Raw genomic sequence first — 24,392 nt, 5'->3', positions numbered from 1 at the left:
TCAGTCCCACTCCAGTCCGCCGCGGCGCCACACGTAGGTGTACGCGATGAAGACGGTGACGATGAAGATGACCATCTCGACCAGCCCGAACAGCGCCATCTGGTCGAAAGCGACCGCCCACGGGTAGAGGAAGATGATCTCGATGTCGAACACGATGAACAGCATCGCGGTGATGTAGTACTTCACCGGGAAGCGGCCGCCGCCGACCGGCTGCGGGGTCGGCTCGATGCCGCACTCGTACGAGTCCAGCCTGGCCCGGTTGTAGCGCTTCGGGCCGACCAGCGCGCTGACGGCGATACTGCCCGCGACGAAGAGCGCCGCGAGCACACCTAGAGCGAGAATCGGTGTGTAGGGGTGCATCGCTGCGTGCTCCCTCCTTCAGCCGGTTGGTTCTGTCTATCGGGTCAGCCCTGTACCAGGACTGTGTTATCAGTTGCGCTGTGGCTCAGCTCACTCGCCCCGCCGTATTCAGGCCGCGGGAGCGAGCTTCGTGAGGCCGTTGATGATCTTGTCCATCACGTCGCCGTCGCGCGGGTCGGTGAGGTTGGCCAGCAACTTCAGGGTGAACTTCATCAGGGTGGTGCGCGGCAGACCGTACTTGGTGCACAGCCGCATCACCTCCGGATTTCCGATCAGCTTCACGAAGATCCGGCCGAGCGTGTAGTAACCGCCGTACTCCTGCTTGAGCGCCTTCGGGTACGCCGACAGCGCGCGCTCGCGCTGGTTCGGCTGCCGGCGCAGGGCCTGGGCGGCGACCTCGGCGGCGAACGCCCCGGACTCCATCGCGTACGGGATGCCCTCGCCGTTGAACGGGTTGACCATGCCGCCGGCGTCGCCGAGCAGCATCAGGCCGCGGGTGTAGTGCGGCTGCCGGTTGAAGCCCATCGGCAGCGCGGCCCCGCGGATCGGGAGGGTCTGGAACTCGTCGGTGAACTGCCACTCCGGCGGCGTGTTCCGCAGCCACGCCTTCAGCAGGTCGGCGTAGTCGACCTTGCCGAACGCGTCGGAGGTGTTCAGGATGCCGAGCCCGACGTTGACCGTGCCGTCGCCCATCCCGAAGATCCAGCCGTACCCCGGCAGGAGCACCTGCTGGCCCGGCTGCTTGGGGTCGTCGGCCCACAGCTCGAGCCAGGACTCCAGGTAGTCGTCGTTGGTCCGCGGGCTGGTGAAGTAGGTCCGAACGGCGACGCCCATCGGGCGGTCGTCGCGCTTGTGCAGGCCCATCGCGATGCTCAGCCGGGACGAGTTGCCGTCGGCCGCCATCACCAGCGGCGCCCGGAACTCGAGGTCGTCGCCGGCCCGCCGGCCGTTGTCGTCGACCGGCTTCGCCGTGACGCCGACGATGTGGCCGCGGTCGTCCAGGATCGGCCCGCTGACGTTGGTCCGCTCGCGCAGCCGCGCCCCGGCCTTGACGGCCTGCCGGGCGAGCATGTCGTCGAAGTCCATCCGGTTGCGGGTCAGGCCGTAGTTCGGGTGGCTGGCCAGATCCGGCCAGTCCAGCTGCAGCACGTGCCCGGCGCCCTGGATCCGCAGACCGTAGTTCCGGATCCAGCCGGCCGCTTCGGAGATGTCGATGCCCATGTTGATGAGCTGCTTGGTGCCGCGCGGGGTGAGGCCGTCACCGCAGACCTTCTCGCGCGGGAACGCGGTCTTCTCCAGCAGCAGGACGTCCAGTCCGGCGTTCGCCAGGTGGTACGCCGCCGCCGATCCGGCGGGTCCGGCGCCGACGACGATCACATCGGCGGTCTCCGCCTGCTGCCCGCTCGGCACGCTCTGGCTCATCTCTTCCCGGCCTGGATGTTGGGGGGCGTTGTGCGCTCGTGAAGGCATTCACGAACCCTCTTCACTCGACAGTCTAGGACTGCCTGACGCGGACACGAAACTCGCCCCAACCCCCTTGCGGACAAGCGATTTTCGCTTAAGTTCCGTTGCGTAATTAACTGGCCGGATTCTGCCGCGGCTTCACCCCGCGGTGGATCGCCACCAGGCCGCCGGTCAGGTTCCGCCACTGCACCCGGGTCCAGCCGGCGTCCTCGATCGCGCGGGCCAGCGGCTCCTGCGGCAGCCACGCCCGGGTCGACTCCGCGAGGTACTCGTACGCCTCGGGATTCGTCGACACCACCTTCGCGACCGCCGGTACCGCCCGCATCATGTACTCCAGGTACACCACCCGGAACGGCTTCCAGGTCGGGTGCGACTGCTCGAGGACGACGAGCCGCCCGCCCGGCCGGGTGACCCGCAGCATCTCCCGCAGGGCGGCGGCCACATCGTTCACGTTCCGCAGCGCCCAGGAGATCGTCACCACGTCGAACGTGTCGTCGGCGAACGGCAGCCGGAGCGCGTCACCCGCGACCAGGTCCAGCTCGGGGTGCCGGCGCTTGCCGACCCGGAGCATGCCGACCGAGAAGTCGCAGGACACCACCTCGGCGCCGGCCTCGCGCAGGTTGATGCTCGACGCGCCGGTCCCGGCCGCCAGGTCGAGGATCTTCAGCCCCTTCCGCGGCGCGATCTCGGCCAGCGTCGCGGGCCGCCAGTACAGCTTCTCCAGCCCCATGGTGGCGACCGCGTTGGTCCGGTCGTACCCCTCGGCCACGTTGTCGAACATGGCCGCCACGGCCTGCGGGTCCTTGCTGAGATCTGCGCGCGTCACGCTGTCTAGTTCATCACGCGGGGTGAGGCCGGGCCGACAGGAGGCATACGCTTGCATCTCGTGAGTGCATCTCCAGGTAGCCGTGCGGCCCTCGCGACCCGAGGCCCCGCACCGCAGTTGGTGGTTCGCAGTCAGCCGGTGGACGGGGTGTCGGCGCACCTGCTCGACCATCTGCCGGCCGAGGGCGGACTCGCGTGGGTACGGCGTGGCGACGGCCACGTCGGCTGGGGCGTCGCCGCCCGGCTGGACGTTGCCGGTGGCAATCGCTTCCAGCAGGCCGTGACCTGGTGGCGGGAACTGACCGGCGCCGCGGTGGTCCGCGACGAGATCGGCGTACCTGGCTCCGGGCTGGTCTGCTTCGGGTCCTTCGGGTTCACCGACTCCGACCCGAGTGAGCTGGTGGTGCCCGAGGTGATCGTCGGCCGGCGCGGCGACACCACCTGGGTGACCACGATCTCGCCGGCCAGTTCGCTGGCGGCCCCGCCGGAGCTGGTCAGGCACGAGCCGTCCCCGGTGTTCGGCGTGACGTTCGCCGACGGCGCCCGGACCGGTACGGACTGGTCGAGCATCGTCGCCGACGCGGTCCGCCGGATCACCGCCGGCGAGCTCGACAAGGTGGTGCTGGCCCGCGACCTGATCGCGATCGCCGAGCAGCCGATCGACCAGCGCTGGCCGCTGCACCGGCTCGCCACGGCGTACCCGAACTGCTGGACGTTCTCCGTCGACGGCCTGATCGGCGCCACTCCCGAGCTGCTGGTCCGCCGGGAGAAGGGCCTGATCACGTCCCGCGTGCTGGCCGGGACCATCCGGCGCACCGGTGACGACGCGCACGACCTGGCGCTGGCCGCGTCGCTGGCCCGTTCCTCGAAGGACCTCGAGGAACACGAGTTCGCGGTCCGGTCGGTGGCCGAGGCGCTGGAGCCGCACTGTACGTCGATGAACGTGCCGGAGACCCCGTTCGTGCTGCACCTGCCGAACGTGATGCACCTGGCGACCGACGTCGCCGGCGTCGCGAACAACGGCGCCTCCGCCCTCGGCCTCGCCGCCGCGCTGCACCCGTCCGCGGCCGTCTGCGGTACGCCGACGCCGGTCGCGCGGGACCTGATCGGCGAGATCGAGGGCATGCAGCGCGGCCGGTTCAGCGGACCGGTCGGCTGGATGGACGCCGCCGGCGACGGCGAGTGGTGCATCGCGCTGCGCTGTGGCCAGGCCGACTCCGACGACCCGCGCCGGATGCGCCTGTTCGCCGGCGCCGGCATCGTCGCGGGGTCCGACCCGGACGCCGAACTGGCCGAGACGAACGCCAAGCTGGTTCCGATGAGAGACGCGTTGGGAGACTGAGGGTGAAGCTGACGAAGTTCGCACATGCCTGTGTCCGGCTGGAGAAGGACGGCAAGGTGCTGCTGATCGATCCCGGAACGTTCAGCGAGGACGCCGCGTTCGAGACCGCGGACGCCGTGCTGATCACGCATGAGCACCCGGACCACGTCGACGTCGAGCGGCTGCGTGGGCTGCAGGCGCCGATCTTCACCACCGCCGGTGTCGCGGGCCAACTGGGCGACGAGCGGGTCACGGTGGTGTCGGACGGTCAGTCCTTCGACGCGGCCGGGTTCGCGGTCCGTGCCTACGGCAAGGACCACGCGGTGATCCTGCCGGAGCTCGGCGTACCGTGCGAGAACATCGGGTACCTGGTCGACGACGCGGTCTACCACCCCGGTGACTCGTTCACCCGGCCGGACCGCGAGGTGCACACCAACCTGGTGCCGATCTCCGGCCCGTGGTTCGCACTGCCGGCGGCGGTCGAGTACGCACGCTCGGTCAAGGCGGAGCAGACCGTCGGCATTCACAACGCCCTGCTCAGCGACATCGGCCTCGGCATGATGAAGCGCTGGATCGGCGAAGCCGGCGGCCGCCCGTACCACGGCCTGGCCCCCGGCCAGTCCCTCGAGCTCAGCTGAGCTCGGCCTCGACGAAGTCGGCCACCGGGCGGTAGCCCGCCTGGTGGTAGATCTTGTTCGACGTCGGGTTGGCGAGGTCGGTGAACAGACACGCCTGGTTGCCGTCGGCAAGGATCAGCGCCGTCACGTGGCTGGTCAGCGCGCCGGCGTACCCGTGCCGGCGCCGGTCCGGAGGCGTGTAGACCGGGCCGACCCGGCTGACGCCGAACACCGGCCGGTGGAAACCGACCATGCTGACCGGCTCGCCGTCGACCTCCCAGATCCACAGGGTCCGGTGCTCGAGGTGCCCTTCGGCCCATTCGCGGTAACCGATGCGCAGCTCCTCGGCGAACCCGTCCTTGCCCCACCCGGCGACCAGGTCGACCTCGTCCGCGGTCATCAGCCGCGGGCCACCGGCGTCGGCCGCGGCCGGGGTGAGCTCCATCAGTTTGTGCAGCCGGGTGCCACGAACGACGTCCATCCGGCCGCCGCGATGCTCCCGCCACCGCTCGCCGAACGCGGTCACGACGGGTCGATCTCCCGCGACGCCGGGGACCTCCTGCGGCAGCACACCGGCGAACGCGTCGGCGACGGGTACGGCGAGGTCCTCGCGCAGCGCACCCAGGTACACGTAACGTCCTGGGGTCCGCATCGCGACACCGACCACGTCCGGGTCGTGCACGGAGACGTAGAACGCCGGCTCGGCGTCGCGCATCCGGCCCGTCACCCGCTCGTGGACGACGGTCATGACCAAGTTGTGCAGCACCGGATCCTGTTGCAGGAAAGGGAATGCGGTCTGCTCGAAGGCACGCGGATCACTCGTCACCCGGACGTCCATGTCCTGGAGCGTACGCCTGCGGCGCCCGGCCGGTCCTGCGGATTTACACTGCGGGCATGTCCACCACGCGGTTGTTGCTGCTCGGCGTCGTGCGGATCTTCCAGCCGGCGTACGGGTACCAGCTGCGGCGCGAGCTGATGACGTGGCAGGTGGAGAACTGGGCGAACATCAACCCCGGCTCGATCTACACCGGCCTGCGGACCCTGGCCAAGCACGGGTACCTGCAGGAGCTGGAACAGGACGGCGCGCACCGGCCCGGGCGTACGTCGTACAAGCTGACCGCGGACGGCGAGACGGAGTACTTCTCGCTGTTGCGCGGCATGCTGTGGACCGTGGACGGGTTCCATCCCGACAAGATGCAGGCCACGATCAGCTTCCTGTGGTCGCTGCGCCGCGACGAGGTGATCGCGGCACTCGAGGCGCGGATCACCCAGATCGAGTCCTGGCTCAAGTCGGAGCCGTTCGCCGAGCGCCAGATCCAGGAAGACCCCGGGACGCCGAACCACGTGGTCGAGATGTTCCGGATCACCAAGGCGCGCGACGAGGGCGAACTGCGCTGGACCCGCGAGTTCCTCGACCGGATCCGCGGCGGCGCCTACGCCTTCGCCGGCGAGCCCGCCGACTGGGAGCCGTACCCGGGCATGGTGACCCACTGGGGCAAGATCCCGGACGCCCCCGAGCGCGATAATCAAGATTGACTAGTCAAAGTTGATTAGTCACACTGGCCCGCATGATGATCGAAGCGCGCGGGCTGGTGCGGACGTTCAAGACGAAGAGAGGCCCTGTACAGGCGGTGCAGGGGGTTGATCTCGAGGTGGCCGACGGGGAGATCGTCGGGTTCCTGGGGCCGAACGGGGCCGGTAAGACCACGACGATGCGGATGCTGGCGACCCTGATCACGCCGACGGCGGGGACCGCGACGGTGGCCGGTTGCGACCTGGCGAAGGACCCGGTCGGCGTCCGGCGCGGGATCGGTTACGTGCCGCAGAGCGGGTCCACGCTGCCCGAGGCGATCGCCGGCGACGAGGTCGTCGACCACGCCCGGCTGTACGGCGTGCCGAAGGCGAAGGCGGCCGCGGACGGGCAGCGGCTGTTCGAGGAGCTCGACCTGCCCGGCCTCTGGCGCCGGCAGTGCAAGACGCTGTCCGGCGGTCAGCGCCGGCGCCTGGACATCGTGATGGGCCTGATCCACGACCCGAAGCTGATCTTCCTCGACGAGCCGACCACCGGCCTCGACCCGCAGGCGCGGGCCAACCTGTGGGAACACATCCGCGGCCTCCGCGACCGGGGCGCGACGATCTTCCTGACCACCCACTACCTGGACGAGGCGGACGCGCTCTGCGACCGGATCCTGGTCATCGACCACGGCCGGATCGTCGCCTCCGGAACGCCGGAAAACCTCAAGGAACAGGTGTCCGGGGACGCCGTCCGGCTGCGTCTCGCGGACGGTGCGCAGGCGCCGGTGGTGATGAAGATCGTCAGCGAACTCGACGGTGCCGGCGAGGTCGAGGCGTCGGACGACGTGGTCGGTTTCCGGATCCCGCGCGGCGGTTCGGTGCTGCCCGGCCTGCTCCGCTCGATCGATGCCCAGGGCATCGAGTTGCACGGCGTCGAGGTGCACCGCCCGACGCTCGACGACGTGTTCCTGACCATGACCGGCCGGTCCCTCCGCGACGAGGACACGGCACCTGAGGCTGACAAGGAGACTGCGGCGTGACCGTCCTGCGTGAGACCTGGATCGTCTTCCACCGCGCGATGCGGCTGTCGCTGCGGAACCCGATGTGGTCGATCCTGATGCTCAGCCAGCCGTTGATGTACCTGTTCCTGTTCGGCCCGCTGCTGAAGCCGATCACCGCCCAGATCAGCCAGGGCGCGACCACGAACGCCTACCAGGTGTTCATTCCCGGCCTGATCGTGCAGCTCGGCATGTTCGGCGCGATGTTCGTCGGCTTCGGCCTGATCGCGGAGTACCGGGCCGGTGTCATCGAGGCCGACCGCGTCACCCCGGCCTCCCGGATCGCGCTGATGGCAGGACGAGTACTGCGTGACGTCGTCGTCCTCGTGGTGCAGTCGATCCTCCTGCTGCTCGCAGCGCTCCCCCTGGGTCTGCGGGCCCCGTGGGGCGGCGTACTGCTGTCGCTGGTGATCGTCGCGCTGCTCGGCGCCACCTTCGCCTCGCTGTCGTACTCGGTCGCGCTCATCACCAAGAGCGAGGACGCACTGGCGCCGCTGCTCAACGGCATCGCCATGCCGCTGCTGCTGCTGTCCGGCATCCTGCTGCCGATGCAGATCGGCCCGGCCTGGCTGCAGCACCTGTCCGACATCAGCCCGCTGAAGCACGTGGTGAACGGCGTCCGCGCCCTGTTCCGCGGCGACATCGGCAGCTCGTCCTCGCTCTGGGGCCTGTTCTGGGTGGTCCTGCTGACAGTCATCGGACTCGCTGTCGGCGCAAGAACGTTCCGCAAGGAGTCCGCTTGATGTTCATCGGCGTGTTGCATGGGCGGGCTACGGTCCGCTCATGCGCTCGCCGGTGGTCCGTGGGGTCGTCGGCTCTGTCGTAGTCGCGGTGGCGAGCCTGGTGACGTCGGTGGTGCCGGCGTCGTCGTGGGTCGCTGCGGTTCCGCTTCGCCACTCGTTGCCCGGTCGGATGGTCGGGTTGACGTTCATGGTCGCCGGGCTCGGGCTGACGGCCTGGGCCTGGCTGACTGTCGGCCGGCAGGTCATGGCCGGCGCACGTCTCCCCCTGCTCCGTATGGCGGCGTGCTGGAGCGCACCGCTCCTCCTCACTCCGCCGCTGTTCAGCCGGGACGCCTGGAGCTACGCGGCCCAGGGCGCCCTGGTCGCCGAGGGCTACAACCCGTACGACGTAGGCCCCGGCGTACTGTCCGGCCACATCATCGAGGCCGTCGACCCGATGTGGATGCAGACACCGGCGCCGTACGGTCCCCTGCCGCTCGCGTACGGCGGCCTGCTCGCCCACGTCACCATGGACCCGTACGTGCTGATGCTGGGGCACCGCCTCCTCGCCGTACTGGGCATACTGCTCATCGCCTGGGCCGTGCCGCGGCTGGCGATCGCATGCCGCGTCGACCCGGCTGTCGCCACCTGGCTGGTCGTTCTGAACCCGATGCTGATCACCCACGGCATCGGTGCGGCGCACAACGACGTACTGATGCTCGGGCTGGCCTGCAGCGCCTTTGCGCTCGCACTGACCGGCCGCTGGGGTACGGCGGCCGTCATCGCTGGTGCAGCGGCCGCCGTGAAGCTTCCAGGCGGGCTGGTGGCGGTCGCCATTGCCGCAGTGATGAGCCCGCTGGCCGGACGGCTGCACCGGTTCGCCAGCCTGGCCGTTGCGGGCGCGGTATCTGTACTGACGCTCGTCACCATCGGCGCGCTGACCGGTGTGGGCTCCGGCTGGCTCGGGGCGCTCGACGTACCCGGACTGGTCCGTTCACCGTTCTCCATCGCCAACCTGATCGGCATGGCCGCGTCCGGCATCCTCGGCTGGCTCGGTGAGGACACTGCGGCCGAACAGGCTCTCCAGATCGTCCGCCTGGTCGGTATGGTCGCAGCGCTCGGCCTGATCGCGTGGCTGAGTCTCCGGTCGTCCATCCACTACGCGGCGAGGGCTGTGGGCGTCGCATTGCTCGCGGTCGTCGTCCTCGGGCCGAGCGCGCACGACTGGTACTTCCTGTGGTGTCTGCCGTTCCTGGCTGTGGCCCGGCCCGGTCGCCGGCTGACCACGATCATCACCGCGGTCAGCCTGATCTTCACCATCGCCGCCCCGCTCAACTCGTCACTGCGCGGCGCGACGATCCCTATCCTCACCACGACGGCGCTGGTCATCGCGATGGCCGTCCCGCTGCTCAGCCACCTCAGGACCTTGCAGCCCGCGCGAAAGGTGCCGGTTACAGCTGCCTGAGCGCCGCGACCAGTGCCGCGCCGATCGGCCGGTGACCGTCCCGGGAGACCCGCACCTCGACCACGTCCAGGCCGGCCACCGTGGGGGCCAGCGCGGCCTGCAGCTCCTCGACCGTCTCCACCAGCGTGTACGGCGTACCGCTGGCCGCGCACAGAGCGCCGAGGTCGACGTTGTGCGGGGTGCCGAAGACCCGCTCGAAGTGCGTCGCGTGGTCCGGGTCGCCTTGTTCCAGCGTGGAGAAGATCCCGCCGCCGTTGTCGTTCACGACCACGATCCGCAGGTCGGGCCGGGCCTCGTCCGGCCCGATGACGAGCCCGGTGCTGTCGTGCAGGAAGGCGAGATCGCCGATCAGCGCGTACGTCGGGCCCGCGTTCGCGAGCGCGGCGCCGACGGCGGTCGAGATCGTGCCGTCGATCCCGGCCAGGCCGCGGTTCGCGATCGTGCGGATCGGGACGACCGGTGCGAGGTCGAGGTCGCGGACCGGGTTCGACGAGGCGACCACGAGCATCCCGTCGGCACCGACCGCCGCACCGACGAGCGCCGCGACGCGCGGTCCGCTGAGGCGGTCCGCGAGCACCTTGTCGATCTCCGGACGGGCCGCCTGGTCGGCGTCCTGCCACCTCTGCAGCCAGCCGGTCGTGTCGGGTCCGGTGACGGTCAGCCCGGAGACCACGGAGGCCGCGCGGCGGGCCGGGTCCGGCCACAGGCCGGTCGGCGCGACCACGATCAGCTCGACATCGGGCCGCGCCAGCAACTTCGCGATCGGCCGCGACAGGGTCGGGTGCCCGAAGACCAGCACCCGCTCGATCTCACTGGCGAGAGGGCTTGCCTGCAGCAACAGCCGGTACGCACTGACCACCGCCGGGCCCGTCCGCGCCCGGCTGGACGGCTCCGCGAACAACGGCCACCGCCCCGCCTCAGCAGCCAGCCGCGCCGCTTGCGAGGCCCCATCACCAGCAACGACCACGGTCCTCGGCCCTGGAGACACGCCAGCGGGTTGAGCACTCGCAGCGTGCACAGCAGTCCACGGTCCCGTGCTGCGTCCGTGCAACGGCTCCGGCCACTCAGGTCCGTCAGTAGGCACCAGCGGCTCACTGAGCGGGCAGTTGAGCTGCACCGGCCCCGGGTCGGCGGAACGGGCACCTGTCGCGTTGGCCACGGCACGCGCGACCTGCGACCGCCAGTACGCCACCTGGCCGGCCTCACGCACCGGCGTACCCATCTCGTGGAACAGGCGGACCGCAGAGCCGAACACCTTGATCTGATCGGTGGTCTGGTTCGCGCCACTGCCTCTCAGCGCAGGAGGCCGGTCCGCGCTCAGCACGATCAGCGGGAGACCGCTGTGCGACGCTTCGAGTACGGCGGGGTGCAGGTTCGCCACCGCAGTACCCGAGGTCGTGACGACCGGCACCGGCAGTCCGCTACCGCGCATCAGGCCGATCGCCAGGAAGCCCGCCGTACGCTCGTCGATCCGCACGTGCAGCCTGAGCCGGCCGTCCCGGTCGGCGGCCGCGAACGCCAGCGCCAGCGGGGCGCTGCGCGAGCCGGGGCACACCACGGCCTCGCGTACGCCGCAGCGGATCAGCTCGTCGACCACCACCGTCGCAAAGGCCGTGGAGGGGTTCATCCGGCACTCCTTACTCGGGACAGGCGTTCTTCCCACACCTTGGTCCGGTCCGCGTCGGCCCGCGCTTGCTGGAGCAGCTCGGGATCCGGTGCGACGCGTCTGACCGGCAGGAAACCGTCCTTGGCCAGTAATGGCTCGGTGGTGACCTCTCGCGTAAACATCGACACCGTGGCCAGGCCGCAGGCGTAGGGCAGCTCCGGCAGTGCGGCGGCGAGCGCAACGCCGGCTGCGATACCCACCGAGGTTTCCAGTGCTGACGAGACCACGACGGGCAGTCCGATCCGCTCCGCGATGTCCAGGCACGCACGGACGCCGCCGATCGGCTGCACCTTCAGTACGGCGATGTCCGCCGCGTCGAGCTCCTTGACCCGCAGCGGGTCCTCAGCGCGCCGGATCGACTCGTCGGCCGCGACAGGTACGTCCGTCCGGCGCCTGACCTCGGCCAGCTCTTCCACGGTTGCTGTCGGCTGCTCGACGTACTCCAGGTCGAATCGCTGCAGCTGCTTGAGGTTCTGGACGGCCTGGTCCACCGACCACAGCCCGTTGGCGTCGATGCGCACCTGTCCGCTGCCGATGGCGTCCCGTACTGCTTCCACGCGCTCCAAGTCGTCAGCGAGCGTCTGACCCGGCTCAGCCACCTTCACCTTCGCCGTACGGCAGCCAGATGCTCTGACGATCTCGGCCGCTTTCTCAGGGCCTACCGCAGGCACAGTGCAGTTGACGGGCACACGGTCGCGTACTGGTGCCGGCCAGCCGACCTCGGCCGCCTCGCGGGCGGCCCGCAGCCAGGACACGCAGGTGGCATCGTCGTAGTCCAAGAACGGGCTCCACTCCGCCCAGCCCGCAGGGCCTTCGTACAGCATCCCCTCGCGCACTGTGATCCCGCGGAACTTGTTCTTGAGGCCGATCGAGTACGTGATCACCGCACGCCCTCCAGGAGCCGCTGCCGATCCACCTTGCCCGAAGCAAGCATCGGCAACGCCTGGAGCTGTACGACGTCCTGCGGCGCCCAGGTCCGCGGCAGGGTCTGGCTGACCCAGTTCCGAGCCTCGTCGCGCGTCGGCTCGCCGACGACGAACGCCACGACGCGCGTCCCCCACTCAGCATCCGGAACGCCCAGTACTACGGCGTCCTTCACCCGCGGATGCTCGAGCAGGCGGGCCTGCACCGTCGTCAGCGTGACGTTCACCCCACCGGAAATGACCACGTCGTCCACGCGGCCGATCACCCGCAGCCGACCGTCCACCAGCTCACCGCGATCCTGGGTCCGGAACCACCCGTCGCGCAGCACCTCCGCGGTCAGCTCCGGCCGCAGCCGGTAGCCGGAGAACAGCGTGCTTCCCTTGATGAGAATGCGTTGATCGGCGCCGAGGTCGATCGCGGTGCCGTCCAGCGGCATGCCGGCGTACACGCAGCCGCTGCCGGTCTCGGTCATCCCGTACGCCGGGATCGCCTTCACGCCGGCCTCCGCGGTGCGTTGTTTGAGCGGCTCCGGCGTCGACGCCCCGCCGATGATGATCGCGTCGAACGAGCGCAGCGCTTGGAGGTCGGTCTCGAGGTACCGGGCCAGCTGCGTCGGCACCATCGCCGTGTAGCGCCGTACGCCGGTCAACTGCCGGGCGGCTCCAGTGAAGTTGTCGCCGAGCAGCACCGGCGTCGTACCGGCGACCAGCGAGCGCGTGAGGATCTGCAGCCCGCCGACGAAGTACGGCTTCATCGGCAGCAACCACTGCCCCGGGCCGCCGAGCCTGTCGTGCGTGGCGACCGCCGACGCGACCAGCGCCTCCCGCGAGAGCAGCACGCCCTTCGGCTCGCCGGACGATCCGGAGGTGGTCAGCACGACCGCACAGCCGTCCTCGACCGGCTCGTCCGGCCTGGCCGCCTGCTGCACCCGCGCGGCCCCGACCGCGTCCTCCGGCACCGGCGCGAATGGCGCTCCGCTCCCGTCCAACACCCCGGCGAGCGCCGCCAACACCCCGTCCGGCGTCCCCGGAACCAGCCGCAACCTAGACATGTCCCTCCGAGCGTACGGCCCACCCACCCAGCCGGTCGCACCGGACCGGCCGACCGGCGGCCGACCACCGAGTCGTGGATTCCGGCTGTGCCGGCCTGCCATTTCCCACGACTCGGCGAACAGGGCCGGAGCCATTCGCCACGACTCGGCGCGCCGGGGCGCTTCGGGCGGTCGGCCGTGCGGCTGACAGAATCGACGGTCATGGCTACCCCTGCCCAGTGGATCGAAGGCGCCCGCCCCCGCACCTTGCCCGCCGCGATCTCCCCCGTGCTGGTCGGCACCGGCGCCGCGGCGTACCTCGACGGCTTCGTCTGGTGGAAGGCGCTGCTGGCCCTCGGCGTCGCGCTGGCGCTGCAGATCGGCGTCAACTACGCCAATGACTACAGCGACGGCATCCGCGGCACCGATGAGAACCGCGTCGGCCCGCTCCGCCTGGTCGGCTCCAAGGTCGCCACGCCACGGGCGGTCAAGACCGCCGCCTTCACCTGCTTCGGCATCGGCGCCGCCCTCGGCATCGTGCTCTGCGCAACGTCGAGCTGGTGGCTCCTGGTCGCCGGCGCCGCGTCCCTGCTCGGCGCCTGGTTCTACACCGGCGGCAAGCGCCCGTACGGCTACCGCGCCCTCGGCGAGGTCAGCGTGTTCCTGTTCTTCGGCCTGGTCGCCGTCCTCGGTACGACGTACGTCCAGGCCGAGACCCTGAGCTGGACCGCGGCGGCCGGCGCCGTCTCGATCGGCGCCATCGCCTGCGCTCTCCTGGTCGCGAACAACCTCCGCGACATCCCGACCGACTCGGTCACCGGCAAACGCACCCTGGCCGTGGTCCTGGGCGCCGCCCTCTCCCGCCGCTTCTACGCCGCGTTGATCGCCCTAGCCTTCATCCTCGCCGCCGTCTCCACCATCGCCACCCCCTGGACCCTCCTCGCCTTCATAGCCCTCCCCCTGGCGATCAAGTCCACCCGCATAATCCTCAGCGACGCCGTAGGCCCCGCCCTCATCCCGGTCCTCAAATTCACCGGCCTGACCGAACTCCTCTACGCGATCGGCCTCGGCCTTGGACTCGCCCTGGGCGGCTAGTCCGTTCCGACGCGAACGTTCACTCGTCGGCAGGAACCCGGGGGCGGAAGTCGACCTCGCAGGTGTAGTAGCGCATCGACAGCGCAGCGCGCTCGACGTCGACGGCGCCCTCGCCGATGGCGAGGACATGGTTGAGCCACCGGTGAGTTTCGTCATCGGTCACGAAGGTGAGGACATGCAGGCCTGCACCGTCGGCGAGGTTCGACAGACCTGTCAGCCGGAACAGCACGAAACCGCCGTCTCCGACGTCGACCGTTCCGCGGGCGTCAGGATGTGCGTACCCGCCCTGGATCCTGGGGTTGTTGGACCACCGAGCGGTGCCGCTGAGCCGGCCCGTGAAGACCGCGGTGCCCTGCCCGTACAGCAATCCGTCGCCTGCCTCCGACGGCTCGACCGCCTGGAGCAAGTCATACCGCCACTCGACGTCACAGAGATGGTCGAGCCGCATGGTCCACCTCCCACCGGTGTGGTCCTGACGATCCCCGCCTCAGCGGATTCGCGTGATCAGGTCGTCGATGGCGTCGGCGAGTTCCCCTACCGTTTGTTCACCGTCCAGTTCCAGAGTCGCACCTCGCCGCAGCAATGGCTCGACTTCTCGGACATGGCCGGCGATCTCGGCCTGTTGGTCCGCGGTCCGGCCGTACGGGTTGTTCGTATGGCGGCTCAGTCTTGCCGGCGCCGGACAGGCCGGTGATCAGGATGCGAGTCATGCGGCGAGGGTGTCCCACGCAGCCATCGCGCAGGTGATGATTGTTTCCAGTTCGGCGCGGGTCGCGCCGTCGCGGGCCTGGATCGAGAGGCCTTGGACGACGGTCGCGTAGTACCTGGCCATTGCTTCCAGCCCGATGACTGGCGTCGGCAGGTCGCCGTCGGTCACGCCACGGGACAGGCGGTCCTTGATCTCGACGTACTGGCCGTGCCGACCGTCGGCCAGAAACTCGCGTATTGCGTGATTCTCGACGGCGCCGGTCGGGGCGGCGAGGACGAGCATGCAGTAGTGCGGATGTTCTGGATGGGTGATCTGATCCGCGGTCGCCTGCAGCATCGCGTGGATCGCCTCGCGGGCGGTCGGTCCTTCGCGGAGGGCCTGCCGAGGCGGACCTCCGGCTGTTGTTCCGTACAGGGCCATGACCTGCCGGAACAGGGTTTCCTTGCTGCCGAAGTACGCGTAGATGCTCGCGGACCGGATCCCCATCGCCCCGGCGAGGTCGCTGAGCGACGTGCCTTCGTACCCGCGTTCCCAGAAGACGTCCAAGGCCTGACGCAAGGCGACGTCCGGGTCGAACGTACGCGGCCGGCCGCGGGTTGCCATCGATCCTCCCCGACTTTGTTGGTCGATCGACCAAGTTTACCTTGACCGACCTGTACAGCGGTGCCATGATTTGTTGGTCAATCGACCAACAAAGGAGAGGCGCCATGCGGGCACTGCAGCAGATGTCGCTCAACGGACCCCAGGACCTGCAACTGACCGACGTGCCGATCCCGGAGCCCGGCCCCGGCGAGGTTCTCGTGCGAGTCAGAGCTGCCGGCCTCAACTACGTCGACATCTCCCAGTCCCGCGGCACCTTCGCAGGCGGCCCGAACCCGCCATACATCGCCGGCATCGAGGCCGCCGGTGAGGTGGTCTCCGTCGGTGATGGGGTTCAGCTCGCGGTCGGCACTCACGTGATCGGCGTCAGCATCGGCGGCGGAGCGTTCGCCGAGCACCTGGTGCTGCCCACGGTCGCGGCCGTGCCTGTGCCTGCGGGATGGAACGACGAGCAGGCATTGGGTCTGGTCGTCAGCTGGCCGACCGCCTTGGCCGCGCTCCGGCCGTTGGGCAGGCTGACCGCCGGCCAGACCGCGCTGATCCACGCCGCGGCAGGCGGAACCGGCCAAGCCGCCGTGAAGCTGGCAAAGCACTATGGCGCAACGGTGATCGCCACCGCCTCCCCCGAGAAGCACGACGTCGTGCGCGCCCTTGGCGCCGACCACATCCTCAGCTCTCGCAGCACCGACCTGGCCGCCGAAGTGCTGCGATTAACGCACGGTGCCGGTGTCGACCTGACCCTGGAGTCGATCGGCGGCCCCACCCTCGAGACCAGCCTGACCGCTACCAAACGCGTCACCGGCCGAGTAGTCGTCACCGGCCTCCCCGCCGGAGAAGCCACGATCACCAACTGGGACCTGGTCTATAAACACCAGCTCCACCTCATCGGCCTCAACATCGGCACCCTGATCCAGCACACACCACAGATCTTCGGCGAGGTGATGGCAGAACTGTTCCACCTCATCGCCACCGGGGTACTCACCCCCGCCCAGCCCACGACCTACGACCTGGCCGACGGCCCGAAAGCTCTCACCGAACTCGATTCCCGAGCCACGGTGGGCAAACTCGCACTCCTGCCCTGACCGAACACCAACCAGTCGACGGCAATCCACAAACACGTACTGCGTAGCACGCGGGGGCTGTTTACTCCGGTTCGGTCCAGTGGCCGGTGGTGGCGAAGGTTTCGAGGGTGGTGGTGTAGGGGGTGATGTCGATGCCGGCGGTGCGGAGCCAGGTGTCGTCGTAGTAGGTGTTGCCGTAGCGTTCGCCGCTGTCGCAGAGGAGGGTGACGATGCTGCCGCGGGCGCCGGTGCGGCGCATCTCGGCGGCGAGGCGGAGGGCGCCCCAGAGGTTGGTGCCGGTGGAGCCGCCGACGAGACGGCCGGTGACGCGGGAGCAGAAGCGCATCGCGGCGATCGAGGCGGCGTCGGGGACCGAGATCATCCGGTCGACGACGCCGAGGACGAAGGACGGCTCGACGCGCGGGCGGCCGATGCCCTCGATGCGGGACGGGCGCCCGGTGGAGAAGTCGTGGTCGCCGGCTTCGAAGGCGGGGAAGAACGCGGAGTTCTCCGGGTCCACGACCGCGACCGACGTGTCGTACCGCTGGTACCGGACGTACCGCCCGATGGTGGCCGACGTGCCGCCGGTGCCCGCGCCGACCACGATCCACGTCGGGATCGGGTGCGCCTCGAGCGAGAGCTGCCCGAAGATCGACTCGGCGATGTTGTTGTTGCCGCGCCAGTCGGTCGCACGCTCGGCGTACGTGAACTGGTCCATGTAGTGCCCGCCGGTCTCCTCGGCCAGCCGCTTGGCCTCGCCGTAGATCTGGCCGGAGCGCTCGACGAAGTGGCAGCGGCCGCCGTAGAACTCGATCAGCTCGACCTTCTCGCGGCTCGTGGACGCCGGCATCACCGCGATGAACGGCAGGCCGAGCAGGCGGGCGAAATACGCCTCGCTGACGGCCGTGGAGCCGCTGGACGCCTCGATGACGGTGGTGCCTTCGTGGATCCAGCCGTTGCACAGCGCGTACAGGAACAGGGAGCGGGCGAGCCGGTGCTTGAGTGAGCCGGTGGGGTGGACGGACTCGTCCTTGAGGTACAGGTCCACGCCGGAACCTGCCGGCATCGGGAACACGTGCAGGTGCGTGTCCGCGCTGCGGTTCGCGTCGGCGTCGACGATCCGGATCGCCTCGGAGACCCAGGCCCGCGCCTTGTCGTCGCGCCGGTCGACCTCACGGCACACCCCGTCTACCTCACTCATGCGGGCCAGGCTAAGACGTACGGCGCGATTTGAGTATTCCTACGCTCTGCAACCACCCACCCCGGCCGCGAGGATCGGTCCCATGATCGATGTCCCTGACTGGTACCTGCGCGCCGGCCGCCACCCGCATCTCCTGTACCAGCCGCCGTACCAGCAGCTGCACGCCCAGCAGTACGCCGGGCGGCCCCGGTGATCCCGCTCGGCGCGATCGAGTTCTCGCCGGCCGAGGTCGCGATGATCCTCGCGATCCTCACCGTCGGCGCGATCGCCCTGGCCCTCCCCGCGACCCTGACGCTCGCCTGGGTCGGCTACCGCCGCGGCACGCAGCGCCCCGGCTGGAACGCGCTCTGGTACTGGCTGGCCGGTACGGCGCTGTCGGTCGGGACGACTGCCATCGCGGCCGGCCAGGGCCTCGGCTGGTGGGCGGTACCGATCGGCTGGATCCCCACCGGGCTGCTGGCCGCGGCGCTCAATCCCCGCTGGACCCCGAGGGCGAGCTAGGTTGGGAATCCATGACGACCGGGCAGGGGGAACGATGACCGAGAACAGTGATCGGCCGACGCGGCAGCGGGTGACGTTGACCGACATCAGCTCGCGGGCGTGGGAGCACCCGGCAGACCGGGGTGCGCTGGTGGCGCTGCGGCAGCTGAAGGGCTTCGACTACGTCCTGCGCAAGATGTCGGGGATGATCAACGAGCGGGCGTTCCGGCTGCAGTTCCTGGGTGGCGCGATCCGGGTCGACGAGCGGCAATTCCCGACCGTGCACCGGCTCTTCACCGAGGCGGCCTCCACGCTCGACGTCCGCCAGCTCCCCGAGCTGTACGTCACCAACAGCCCGATCTGGAACGCGGTCACGATCGGCATGGACAAGCCGTTCATCGTGGTGAACAGCGCCCTGATCAAGGGCCTGGACGAGGAGGAGCTGCGCTTCGTCCTCGGTCACGAGCTCGGCCACGCGCAGAGCGGGCACGCGCTGTACCAGTCGCTGCTGCTCTGGCTGATGCGGCTGACCGGTGCCGTCGGCTGGATGCCGATCGGCGCCCTCGGCCTCCGCGCGATCATCGCCGCGCTGCACGAGTGGCACCGCAAGGCGGAACTCTCCGGTGATCGGGCGGGTCTGCTCGCGGTCCAGGACCCGGCGGTCGCGCTGCGCGTCCAGATGAAGCTCGCCAGCGGCGGTCAGCTCGATGAACTCGACACCACCACGTTCCTCGCCCAGGGCACGGAGTACGAGAGCGCCGGCGACCTGCGCGACAGCGTGCTGAAGCTGCTGCTGCTCGAAGCGCAGTCACACCCGATGGCCGTCATCCGGGCGCACGAGCTGCGCCGCTGGGTCGACGAGGGCGAGTACACGACGGTCGTCTCCGGCGACTACCCGAAGCGGCAGGGCGACGCCGACGCGTCGATCTCGCAGGAGGCGAAGAACGCCGCCAAGTCGTACACCGACGCGTTCAACCGCTCGCAGGACCCGCTGGCCAAGTTCCTCCGCGACCTCGGCGACGGCCTCGGCGGCGTCCGCGACTGGGTGTCCTCGAAGTTCCCACCCCGGTGACGGGGCCGGTGCTGAAGACCGCTCGTCTGGAAGCGTTCAGCGACGGAGTGTTCGCGATCGCGATCACCCTGCTGGTGATCGAGATCAAGGTCCCCGAGGACACCTCTCACCTGATGCAGCAGCTGGGCCACCTGTGGCCGTCGTACCTGGGCTATGTCATCAGCTTCCTGGTGATCGGCCTGATCTGGGCGAACCATCACGCGATGTTCGACCACATCGCGAGCGCGGACCGGGCGCTGCTGTTCCTGAACACGATCCTGTTGCTGCTGGTCGCCCTGATCCCGTTCACGGCCGGCGTGTTCGCGTCGGCGTTGCGCAACCACGAGGGCGAGCGGACGGCGGTCGTCCTGTACGGCGCGCTGCTCGTCGCCGGCGGCCTGCCGTTCAACGCGATCTGGGAGTACGCGCGCCGCGGTCACCGGCTGCTGGGCGACACGATCAACCCGGACGAGGCTCGCCGGATGAGCCGCCGTTTCCTGCTCGGCCCGTTGCTGTACGGTGCCGGCACGGCGCTCGGCGCGATCCTGCCGATCCTCGGCATCGTCGCGTTCTCGCTGCTCATTCCGTTCTACTGGCTGCCGCCCCTGACCCGACGGAGCAGGACGTGACCGACGTAAGACCCGTCGGCCCCGACGACTGGAAGGCGTGGCGCGAGCTCCGGCTCGCCGCGCTCGCGGAGGCGCCGTACGCCTTCGGCTCGCAGTACGCGGACTGGGTGGACGCCACCGAGGACCGCTGGCGCGAGCGGCTGAGCTCGCCCGGCGCCTATCAGGTGATCGCCTCGATCGACGGTACGCCGGCCGGTATGGCAGGCGGGTTCCCGAGCGCCGACGACACCGCCGAGCTGGTCTCGATGTGGGTCGCGCCCGCGGGCCGCGGCAAGGGCGTCGGCAACGCGCTGATGACCGCGATCGAGGACTGGGCCCGCGGCATCGGCGCCGCGACGCTGAAGCTTTCCGTTGTCCCGGGCAACGACCCGGCGCACGACCTGTACCTGCGGCACGGGTACGTCGACACCGACGAGCCCGGCGACCTGATGGCCGACGGCGTACGGCGGGAACTGGTCATGCGCAAACCGCTGTAGACACAGACGAAGGGCCTGCTTCCCCCCTCCCGGGAAGCAGGCCCTTCGGGTACTGCGGCCGATCAGCCCACGTGGACCGCGGTCTGGCCGTCGTTGGCCAGGTCCTTGTGCTTGATCGACAGGCCGACGAGCGTGATCACGGCCGCACCCAGCGCCAGGAACGCCGACCAGATGAACGCCCGGGTGAAGCCGTGCGTCGTGGCGAGCGCCGTGAACTGGCCCTGCAGCTGCTTGATCTGCTCCGGCGACTGCCCGGACTCGGCCGCCTTCTGCAGGCCCGGGGCCAGCTCGGCGAACTTGTCCTTGATCGCGCTGGTGGAGATCGTGCCCAGCAGCGCCAGGCCGACCGCACCACCGATCTGCTGCACCGTGTTCAGTACGGCGGACCCGACGCCGGAGTCCTCGGCCGCGACACCGCTGACCGCGGTCAGCGTGAGCGGGACGAAGATCAGGCCCATACCGAACGACAGCACCAGGATGTACGGCAGCAGGTCGGTCAGGTACGACGAGTCGACCTGGAGCCGGCTGAACCCGAACATGCCGGCCGCGACGAACACGCCACCGGCGCCGGAGATCCAGCGCGGATCGACCCGCGCCACCAGCGTCGATGCGACCTGCGCGGCGACCACGATGCCGAAGCTGAACGGCAGGAACGACAGACCGGTCTTGATCGCGCTGTAGCCCATGATCGACTGCACGAAGATGCCCAGGAAGTAGAACATCGAGAACATCGCCGCGCCGACGATCAGCATCACGAAGAAGCTCACGCCGCGGGTCCGGTTCGCGAGGATCCGGAACGGCATCAGCGCGTGCTTCGAGCGCGCCTCGATCCCGAGGAACGTCCCGATCAGCGCCAGGCCGGCGAAGATGAAGACGAGCGTCCAGGTGTCGCCCCAGCCTTCGGTGGCGGCGTGCGTCAGGCCGTAGACCAGCGAGGTGAGACCAAGCGTTCCGGTGATCGCGCCCGGCAGGTCGAACTTGCCGGTCTGCCGCTCCGACTCCCCCAGGAACCGGAACGCGGCCACGGCCACCAGCAGACCGATCGGCGTGTTGATGAAGAACGTCCAGCGCCAGTCGGCCTCGGTCAGCGCGCCGCCCAGGATCAGCCCGATCGCCGCTCCGGCTCCGGACATGGCGGCGTAGACCCCCATCGCGCGGTTGCGCTCCTTGCCGGCCGGGAAGGTGGTGGTGATGAGTGCCAGCGCGTTCGGCGAGGCGGCCGCGGCCGCGACGCCCTGCAGGATCCGGCTGGCCAGCAGCACGCCCTCGCTCTGGGCGATACCGCCGACGAACGACGCCAGGCCGAACAGGACGACGCCGAACACGAACACCTTGCGGCGGCCGACGATGTCACCGATCCGGCCGCCGAGCAGCAGCAGACCGCCGAACGCCAGCGCGTAGGCGTTGACCACCCACGGCAGCGACGCGTCGCTGAAGCCCAGCTCGTTCTTGATGTGCGGCAGCGCGATGTTCACGATGGTGCCGTCCAGCACCACCATCAGCTGCGCCATGCAGATCAGCGCGAGCGCGATGCCGAGGTTGCGATGGCCGTGCGCGTTGGCTCCGGTCGCCGCCACAGCGTCGACCGGCCGGCCGTCCGGCGGATCGGCGTTGATGACTTCTTCGGACATGAGTGTTTCCCCTCTTGGGCAGACTTGCCTGGTTGAATCGCGGACCGGCCCCTCACCGGTCAGCTCACCTGCGACCCCCGCGCCGCAGGCAGGATCACGTTGTCGATCACTCGGAGGATCAGGTCGTCGGTCGGCTCGACGCCGAGGATGTAGGCGTGGTGGATGATCACCGCGGGCAGCGTCACCGACAGCAGGGCGACGTCGACGTCCGGCGCGATCTCGCCGCGCTGGACGGCACGCTCGTACACCTTGTTGGTCAGCTCGTTGCGGGGCGCCAGGAAGCGCTCCCGGAAGGCCTTCTGCAGGTCGGCGTCGCGGTGCAGCGCGGTGAGCAGGCCGGCCACCACCGACATCGGCATCTCGTCGGTGAAACCGCCGTCGCCGCACGCCATCGAGACCAGGTCGCCGCGGAGGCTGCCGGTGTCGACGTCCTCCGGCATCGGGCAGCCCTTCGCCCGGCTGATCGCGTCCACGACCAGCTCCGCCTTGGTGGACCAGCGCCGGTACAGCGTGGCCTTGCTGGCCTTCGCCGCCGTCGCCACCGCATCCATGGTCAGCCGGTCGTAGCCGAGCTCGGCCACCACCGCGACGGTCGCATCGAGGATCTCCTCCTCCCGACCGCCTTCGACCCGCGGCCGCTGGCGCACCACATCCACAGTCATCACCCTGAGTAGCTACAAGAACACCGATAGAACGAAACGGTTTCGTTTCATCCACCACGTTACGACTCATGTGAAGGAGTGCACAAACGATTTTCCCCGAAATTCACCAGTGGCGTAAATCACTCTGCGTACCAGTGCTCGACTGGTACGCAGAGGCGCCCGGGCGTGTCGGGGCCGTGTCAGGGCGCGGACAGACCGGTGTCAGCCGGGACCGCGATGGTCTTCCCATGACGAACAACAGCACTTCCTCGATCAGCCTGACCGACAACGACAAGCTCACCCTCGCCACCGCCGCGCACGGCGCGATCACGCTCATCACCGCGGCCGGCGTGAAGTCGGCCGGCAAGGTCGCCGTCGCCGGCGCCCTCGCCCTGTCCGCCGCGACCGGCCCGGTCGGGCACGCGCTCGCCGAGAAGCAGAAGAGCGTGAAACTCAAGGGCAAGTCCACCGCTGAACTCGCCGACACGGTACTGCCGGCGCTGACCGCGTCCATGAGCCTGCTTCAGCAGCAGGATCAGACCGAGGCCGCCAATTTCCGCAGCACCGTCCTCACCGCGGTCGAGGCGGGCGCCCGCGCCGAGCGCGGCGGGACCGGACCGGCCATGACCGAGATGATCCGCAAGATCACCGAAGCCCTCGACGCGGCATGACCCACCGCGGACGCCGGCGGCGATCCTGCCGCCGGCGCCACCGCACAGGTCAGCGGGCGGTCAGTCGTCGTCCTCGGCCGAGCGGGCCTGCTCGAGGCGGGTGGAGATCTTCGTGGCGCGGGTCTCGATCTTGCCGGCCAGCCGGTCGCGGGCGGCCCGGAGGACGAAGATCGACAGGATCGACGAGAGGATCAGGGCGATCAGCAGCAAGGGGAAGACGGTCAGCCAGTTGTTCAACGCGAACCACAGCACCGCGAAGCAGATGGCGAACAGCGCGGCCCGCAGGCCGGTGTAGATGGCGAATTCCTTCACAGCGATCCCTTTCCTCGCCTCACAGCATCACACACCCGCCGACCTCGCCTCGACGACCCCCACCCCGACTACGATCCGAAATCGAAGGACTACACATCGTGAAAGGGGTGGGCATGATGCGTCTTGCCGTCGTCGTCGGCGCTCTCGCGCTGACAGTGGCTCCGGTTCCGGCCGCGGCAGTCCCGGCAGGTGACGCGGTGTACGAGTACGCAGTGGCTCACCCACTCGACCTCGCCGGTCTCGACCGGGTCTCCCGGCAACACACCGGAGCAGGTATCGAGGTGCAGCTGAACGGCATCGCCAAGCCCGTGACCGGCGCAGCGGCGCAAGAGATCCTCGACCGGCGCTGGGCGGCACGGAAGGCGGGCAAGAACCCGGCGGACAACCTCAGCGTCGGTTTCGTCTGGGTCGGCACCGTCGCCCGCGGGATCTGGGACTTCCGGGACGGATTCGTCGGTGGCGTACGGCCCGAGGACCTCTCGAGCGTGCAACTGTCTCTCGGCTGCACCCGGATCAAGCAGACGATCACCCGCACCTACGACTACACCAACGAGCAGACTCCGAATGCGGCGTACCTGTATCACGGCGGCCTGGGGACCAACGCGCCGATCAGTGCCGTGAAGGACGCGACGTCGGGCCACAAGATGGTCACCGACCACGGTGTGACCGACGTGATCCTCACCCGGCCCAGGGGCTGCTCCAAGCACGGCCACGGCGCGCAGTACACCTACGAGCACAACCAGGGCCAGTCCGGCTTCAGCGCCTCGGCCGGGTGGGGCTTCCTCAGCGTCAGCTACAGCGGCAGCGGAGTCCACTTCCAGAAAGGCACCGACCCCTCCTACAAGACCTTCTGATGCTGGGCATCACA

27 protein-coding genes are annotated in these 24,392 nt (G+C 69.4%); 14 read left to right on the top strand and 13 right to left on the bottom strand.

Annotated elements, in window-relative coordinates; all coding sequences use genetic code 11:
- From AB0I12_RS40055 to AB0I12_RS40045, 3 genes are all read right to left on the bottom strand, one after another.
- Entirely contained in the window at positions 1-360 is a 360-nt protein-coding gene (locus AB0I12_RS40055; protein WP_355694469.1) for an NADH-quinone oxidoreductase subunit A, read from the bottom strand.
- 108 nt (positions 361-468) lie between these two features.
- Complete coding sequence (locus AB0I12_RS40050; RefSeq protein ID WP_359940886.1) at positions 469-1,782, bottom strand: geranylgeranyl reductase family protein; 1,314 nt, start codon at positions 1,780-1,782, stop codon at positions 469-471.
- Between the two features lie 154 nt (positions 1,783-1,936).
- Entirely contained in the window at positions 1,937-2,650 is a 714-nt protein-coding gene (locus tag AB0I12_RS40045) for a demethylmenaquinone methyltransferase (protein ID WP_359940883.1), read from the bottom strand.
- A gap of 60 nt (positions 2,651-2,710) precedes the next feature.
- On the opposite strand from AB0I12_RS40045, the gene AB0I12_RS40040 reads away from it, so the two are divergent.
- Both AB0I12_RS40040 and AB0I12_RS40035 read left to right on the top strand, forming a co-directional pair.
- Positions 2,711-3,991 (top strand): isochorismate synthase, encoded by a 1,281-nt coding sequence (locus AB0I12_RS40040; protein WP_359940880.1) that lies wholly within the window; start codon positions 2,711-2,713, stop codon positions 3,989-3,991.
- Positions 3,992-3,993: 2 nt separating this feature from the next.
- A complete protein-coding gene (locus tag AB0I12_RS40035) occupies positions 3,994-4,608 on the top strand; it encodes an MBL fold metallo-hydrolase (RefSeq protein ID WP_359940877.1) in 615 nt (204 codons plus the stop codon).
- Here the strand turns inward: AB0I12_RS40035 and AB0I12_RS40030 are convergent.
- The gene (locus AB0I12_RS40030) at positions 4,601-5,425 is read right to left on the bottom strand and encodes a GNAT family N-acetyltransferase (protein WP_359940875.1); all 825 of its coding nucleotides are present in this window, start codon (positions 5,423-5,425) and stop codon (positions 4,601-4,603) included. The genes AB0I12_RS40035 and AB0I12_RS40030 overlap by 8 nt on opposite strands.
- Before the next feature lie 56 nt (positions 5,426-5,481).
- Here AB0I12_RS40030 and AB0I12_RS40025 point away from each other — a divergent pair, with 56 nt between their 5' ends.
- The 4 genes from AB0I12_RS40025 to mptB are packed head-to-tail and all read left to right on the top strand — an operon-like array spanning position 5,482 to position 9,347.
- Positions 5,482-6,123: a PadR family transcriptional regulator gene (locus tag AB0I12_RS40025; protein ID WP_359940872.1), complete on the top strand. Its 642-nt coding sequence runs from the start codon at positions 5,482-5,484 to the stop codon at positions 6,121-6,123.
- Positions 6,124-6,155: 32 nt separating this feature from the next.
- Complete coding sequence (locus AB0I12_RS40020; protein ID WP_359940870.1) at positions 6,156-7,142, top strand: ATP-binding cassette domain-containing protein; 987 nt, start codon at positions 6,156-6,158, stop codon at positions 7,140-7,142.
- The gene (locus AB0I12_RS40015; RefSeq protein ID WP_359940867.1) at positions 7,139-7,903 is read left to right on the top strand and encodes an ABC transporter permease; all 765 of its coding nucleotides are present in this window, start codon (positions 7,139-7,141) and stop codon (positions 7,901-7,903) included. Before AB0I12_RS40020 ends, AB0I12_RS40015 begins: the two co-directional genes overlap by 4 nt.
- A gap of 40 nt (positions 7,904-7,943) precedes the next feature.
- The gene (mptB, locus tag AB0I12_RS40010) at positions 7,944-9,347 is read left to right on the top strand and encodes a polyprenol phosphomannose-dependent alpha 1,6 mannosyltransferase MptB (protein WP_359940865.1); all 1,404 of its coding nucleotides are present in this window, start codon (positions 7,944-7,946) and stop codon (positions 9,345-9,347) included.
- Here mptB and menD read toward each other — a convergent pair.
- Genes menD through AB0I12_RS39995 form a run of 3 tightly spaced genes read right to left on the bottom strand, consistent with a single transcriptional unit; the run spans position 9,334 to position 12,988 of the window.
- The gene (menD, locus tag AB0I12_RS40005; RefSeq protein ID WP_359940862.1) at positions 9,334-10,974 is read right to left on the bottom strand and encodes a 2-succinyl-5-enolpyruvyl-6-hydroxy-3-cyclohexene-1-carboxylic-acid synthase; all 1,641 of its coding nucleotides are present in this window, start codon (positions 10,972-10,974) and stop codon (positions 9,334-9,336) included. The two genes, mptB and menD, sit on opposite strands and share 14 nt — an antisense overlap.
- Entirely contained in the window at positions 10,971-11,897 is a 927-nt protein-coding gene (locus tag AB0I12_RS40000; protein ID WP_359940859.1) for an o-succinylbenzoate synthase, read from the bottom strand. The genes menD and AB0I12_RS40000 overlap by 4 nt, the downstream gene beginning before the upstream one ends.
- A complete protein-coding gene (locus AB0I12_RS39995; protein WP_359940856.1) occupies positions 11,894-12,988 on the bottom strand; it encodes an AMP-binding protein in 1,095 nt (364 codons plus the stop codon). Before AB0I12_RS39995 ends, AB0I12_RS40000 begins: the two co-directional genes overlap by 4 nt.
- A gap of 201 nt (positions 12,989-13,189) precedes the next feature.
- On the opposite strand from AB0I12_RS39995, the gene AB0I12_RS39990 reads away from it, so the two are divergent.
- Complete coding sequence (locus AB0I12_RS39990; RefSeq protein WP_359940853.1) at positions 13,190-14,062, top strand: 1,4-dihydroxy-2-naphthoate polyprenyltransferase; 873 nt, start codon at positions 13,190-13,192, stop codon at positions 14,060-14,062.
- A gap of 19 nt (positions 14,063-14,081) precedes the next feature.
- On the opposite strand, the gene AB0I12_RS39985 is transcribed toward AB0I12_RS39990, so the two are convergent.
- Positions 14,082-14,510 (bottom strand): hypothetical protein, encoded by a 429-nt coding sequence (locus AB0I12_RS39985; RefSeq protein WP_359940850.1) that lies wholly within the window; start codon positions 14,508-14,510, stop codon positions 14,082-14,084.
- A gap of 258 nt (positions 14,511-14,768) precedes the next feature.
- Positions 14,769-15,374, bottom strand: coding sequence for a helix-turn-helix domain-containing protein (locus AB0I12_RS39980; protein ID WP_359940847.1), 606 nt, complete (start codon positions 15,372-15,374; stop codon positions 14,769-14,771).
- Positions 15,375-15,478: 104 nt separating this feature from the next.
- On the opposite strand from AB0I12_RS39980, the gene AB0I12_RS39975 reads away from it, so the two are divergent.
- Positions 15,479-16,453, top strand: a complete 975-nt coding sequence (locus AB0I12_RS39975; protein ID WP_359940844.1) for an NADPH:quinone oxidoreductase family protein — start codon at positions 15,479-15,481, stop codon at positions 16,451-16,453.
- Positions 16,454-16,514: 61 nt separating this feature from the next.
- Here the strand turns inward: AB0I12_RS39975 and AB0I12_RS39970 are convergent, their stop codons facing one another.
- Complete coding sequence (locus AB0I12_RS39970; RefSeq protein WP_359940841.1) at positions 16,515-17,633, bottom strand: PLP-dependent cysteine synthase family protein; 1,119 nt, start codon at positions 17,631-17,633, stop codon at positions 16,515-16,517.
- A gap of 189 nt (positions 17,634-17,822) precedes the next feature.
- Between AB0I12_RS39970 and AB0I12_RS39965 the strand changes: the two genes are divergently transcribed.
- The 4 genes from AB0I12_RS39965 to AB0I12_RS39950 are packed head-to-tail and all read left to right on the top strand — an operon-like array spanning position 17,823 to position 20,269.
- Positions 17,823-18,134, top strand: a complete 312-nt coding sequence (locus AB0I12_RS39965) for a hypothetical protein (RefSeq protein ID WP_359940838.1) — start codon at positions 17,823-17,825, stop codon at positions 18,132-18,134.
- 34 nt (positions 18,135-18,168) lie between these two features.
- Entirely contained in the window at positions 18,169-19,185 is a 1,017-nt protein-coding gene (locus AB0I12_RS39960; protein WP_359940835.1) for a M48 family metallopeptidase, read from the top strand.
- Positions 19,182-19,793 carry a TMEM175 family protein gene (locus AB0I12_RS39955; protein ID WP_359940832.1) on the top strand — a complete coding sequence of 204 codons (612 nt, stop codon included), beginning with the start codon at positions 19,182-19,184 and terminating at the stop codon, positions 19,791-19,793. The genes AB0I12_RS39960 and AB0I12_RS39955 overlap by 4 nt, the downstream gene beginning before the upstream one ends.
- Positions 19,790-20,269: a GNAT family N-acetyltransferase gene (locus tag AB0I12_RS39950; RefSeq protein ID WP_359940829.1), complete on the top strand. Its 480-nt coding sequence runs from the start codon at positions 19,790-19,792 to the stop codon at positions 20,267-20,269. Before AB0I12_RS39955 ends, AB0I12_RS39950 begins: the two co-directional genes overlap by 4 nt.
- A gap of 62 nt (positions 20,270-20,331) precedes the next feature.
- Here AB0I12_RS39950 and AB0I12_RS39945 read toward each other — a convergent pair whose 3' ends face one another.
- Both AB0I12_RS39945 and AB0I12_RS39940 read right to left on the bottom strand, forming a co-directional pair.
- On the bottom strand, positions 20,332-21,900 hold the full coding sequence (locus AB0I12_RS39945) for an MFS transporter (RefSeq protein ID WP_359940826.1): 1,569 nt from the start codon (positions 21,898-21,900) through the stop codon (positions 20,332-20,334).
- A 59-nt stretch (positions 21,901-21,959) separates the two neighbouring features.
- Positions 21,960-22,556 (bottom strand): TetR-like C-terminal domain-containing protein, encoded by a 597-nt coding sequence (locus AB0I12_RS39940; RefSeq protein ID WP_355482157.1) that lies wholly within the window; start codon positions 22,554-22,556, stop codon positions 21,960-21,962.
- 233 nt (positions 22,557-22,789) lie between these two features.
- Here AB0I12_RS39940 and AB0I12_RS39935 point away from each other — a divergent pair, with 233 nt between their 5' ends.
- Complete coding sequence (locus AB0I12_RS39935) at positions 22,790-23,212, top strand: hypothetical protein (protein ID WP_359940823.1); 423 nt, start codon at positions 22,790-22,792, stop codon at positions 23,210-23,212.
- Positions 23,213-23,272: 60 nt separating this feature from the next.
- On the opposite strand, the gene AB0I12_RS39930 is transcribed toward AB0I12_RS39935, so the two are convergent.
- Positions 23,273-23,524: a DUF4229 domain-containing protein gene (locus tag AB0I12_RS39930; protein WP_355694506.1), complete on the bottom strand. Its 252-nt coding sequence runs from the start codon at positions 23,522-23,524 to the stop codon at positions 23,273-23,275.
- Positions 23,525-23,637: 113 nt separating this feature from the next.
- Here AB0I12_RS39930 and AB0I12_RS39925 point away from each other — a divergent pair, with 113 nt between their 5' ends.
- A complete protein-coding gene (locus AB0I12_RS39925) occupies positions 23,638-24,378 on the top strand; it encodes a hypothetical protein (RefSeq protein ID WP_359940820.1) in 741 nt (246 codons plus the stop codon).
- The last annotated feature ends 14 nt before the right edge of the window (positions 24,379-24,392 follow it).

It is taken from the genome of Kribbella sp. NPDC050459 (assembly GCF_040655315.1).
Classification (GTDB): Bacteria; Actinomycetota; Actinomycetes; order Propionibacteriales; family Kribbellaceae; genus Kribbella.
The sequence above is the reverse complement of the archived record's forward strand: the minus strand, read 5'-3'. Positions and strand labels throughout refer to the sequence as shown.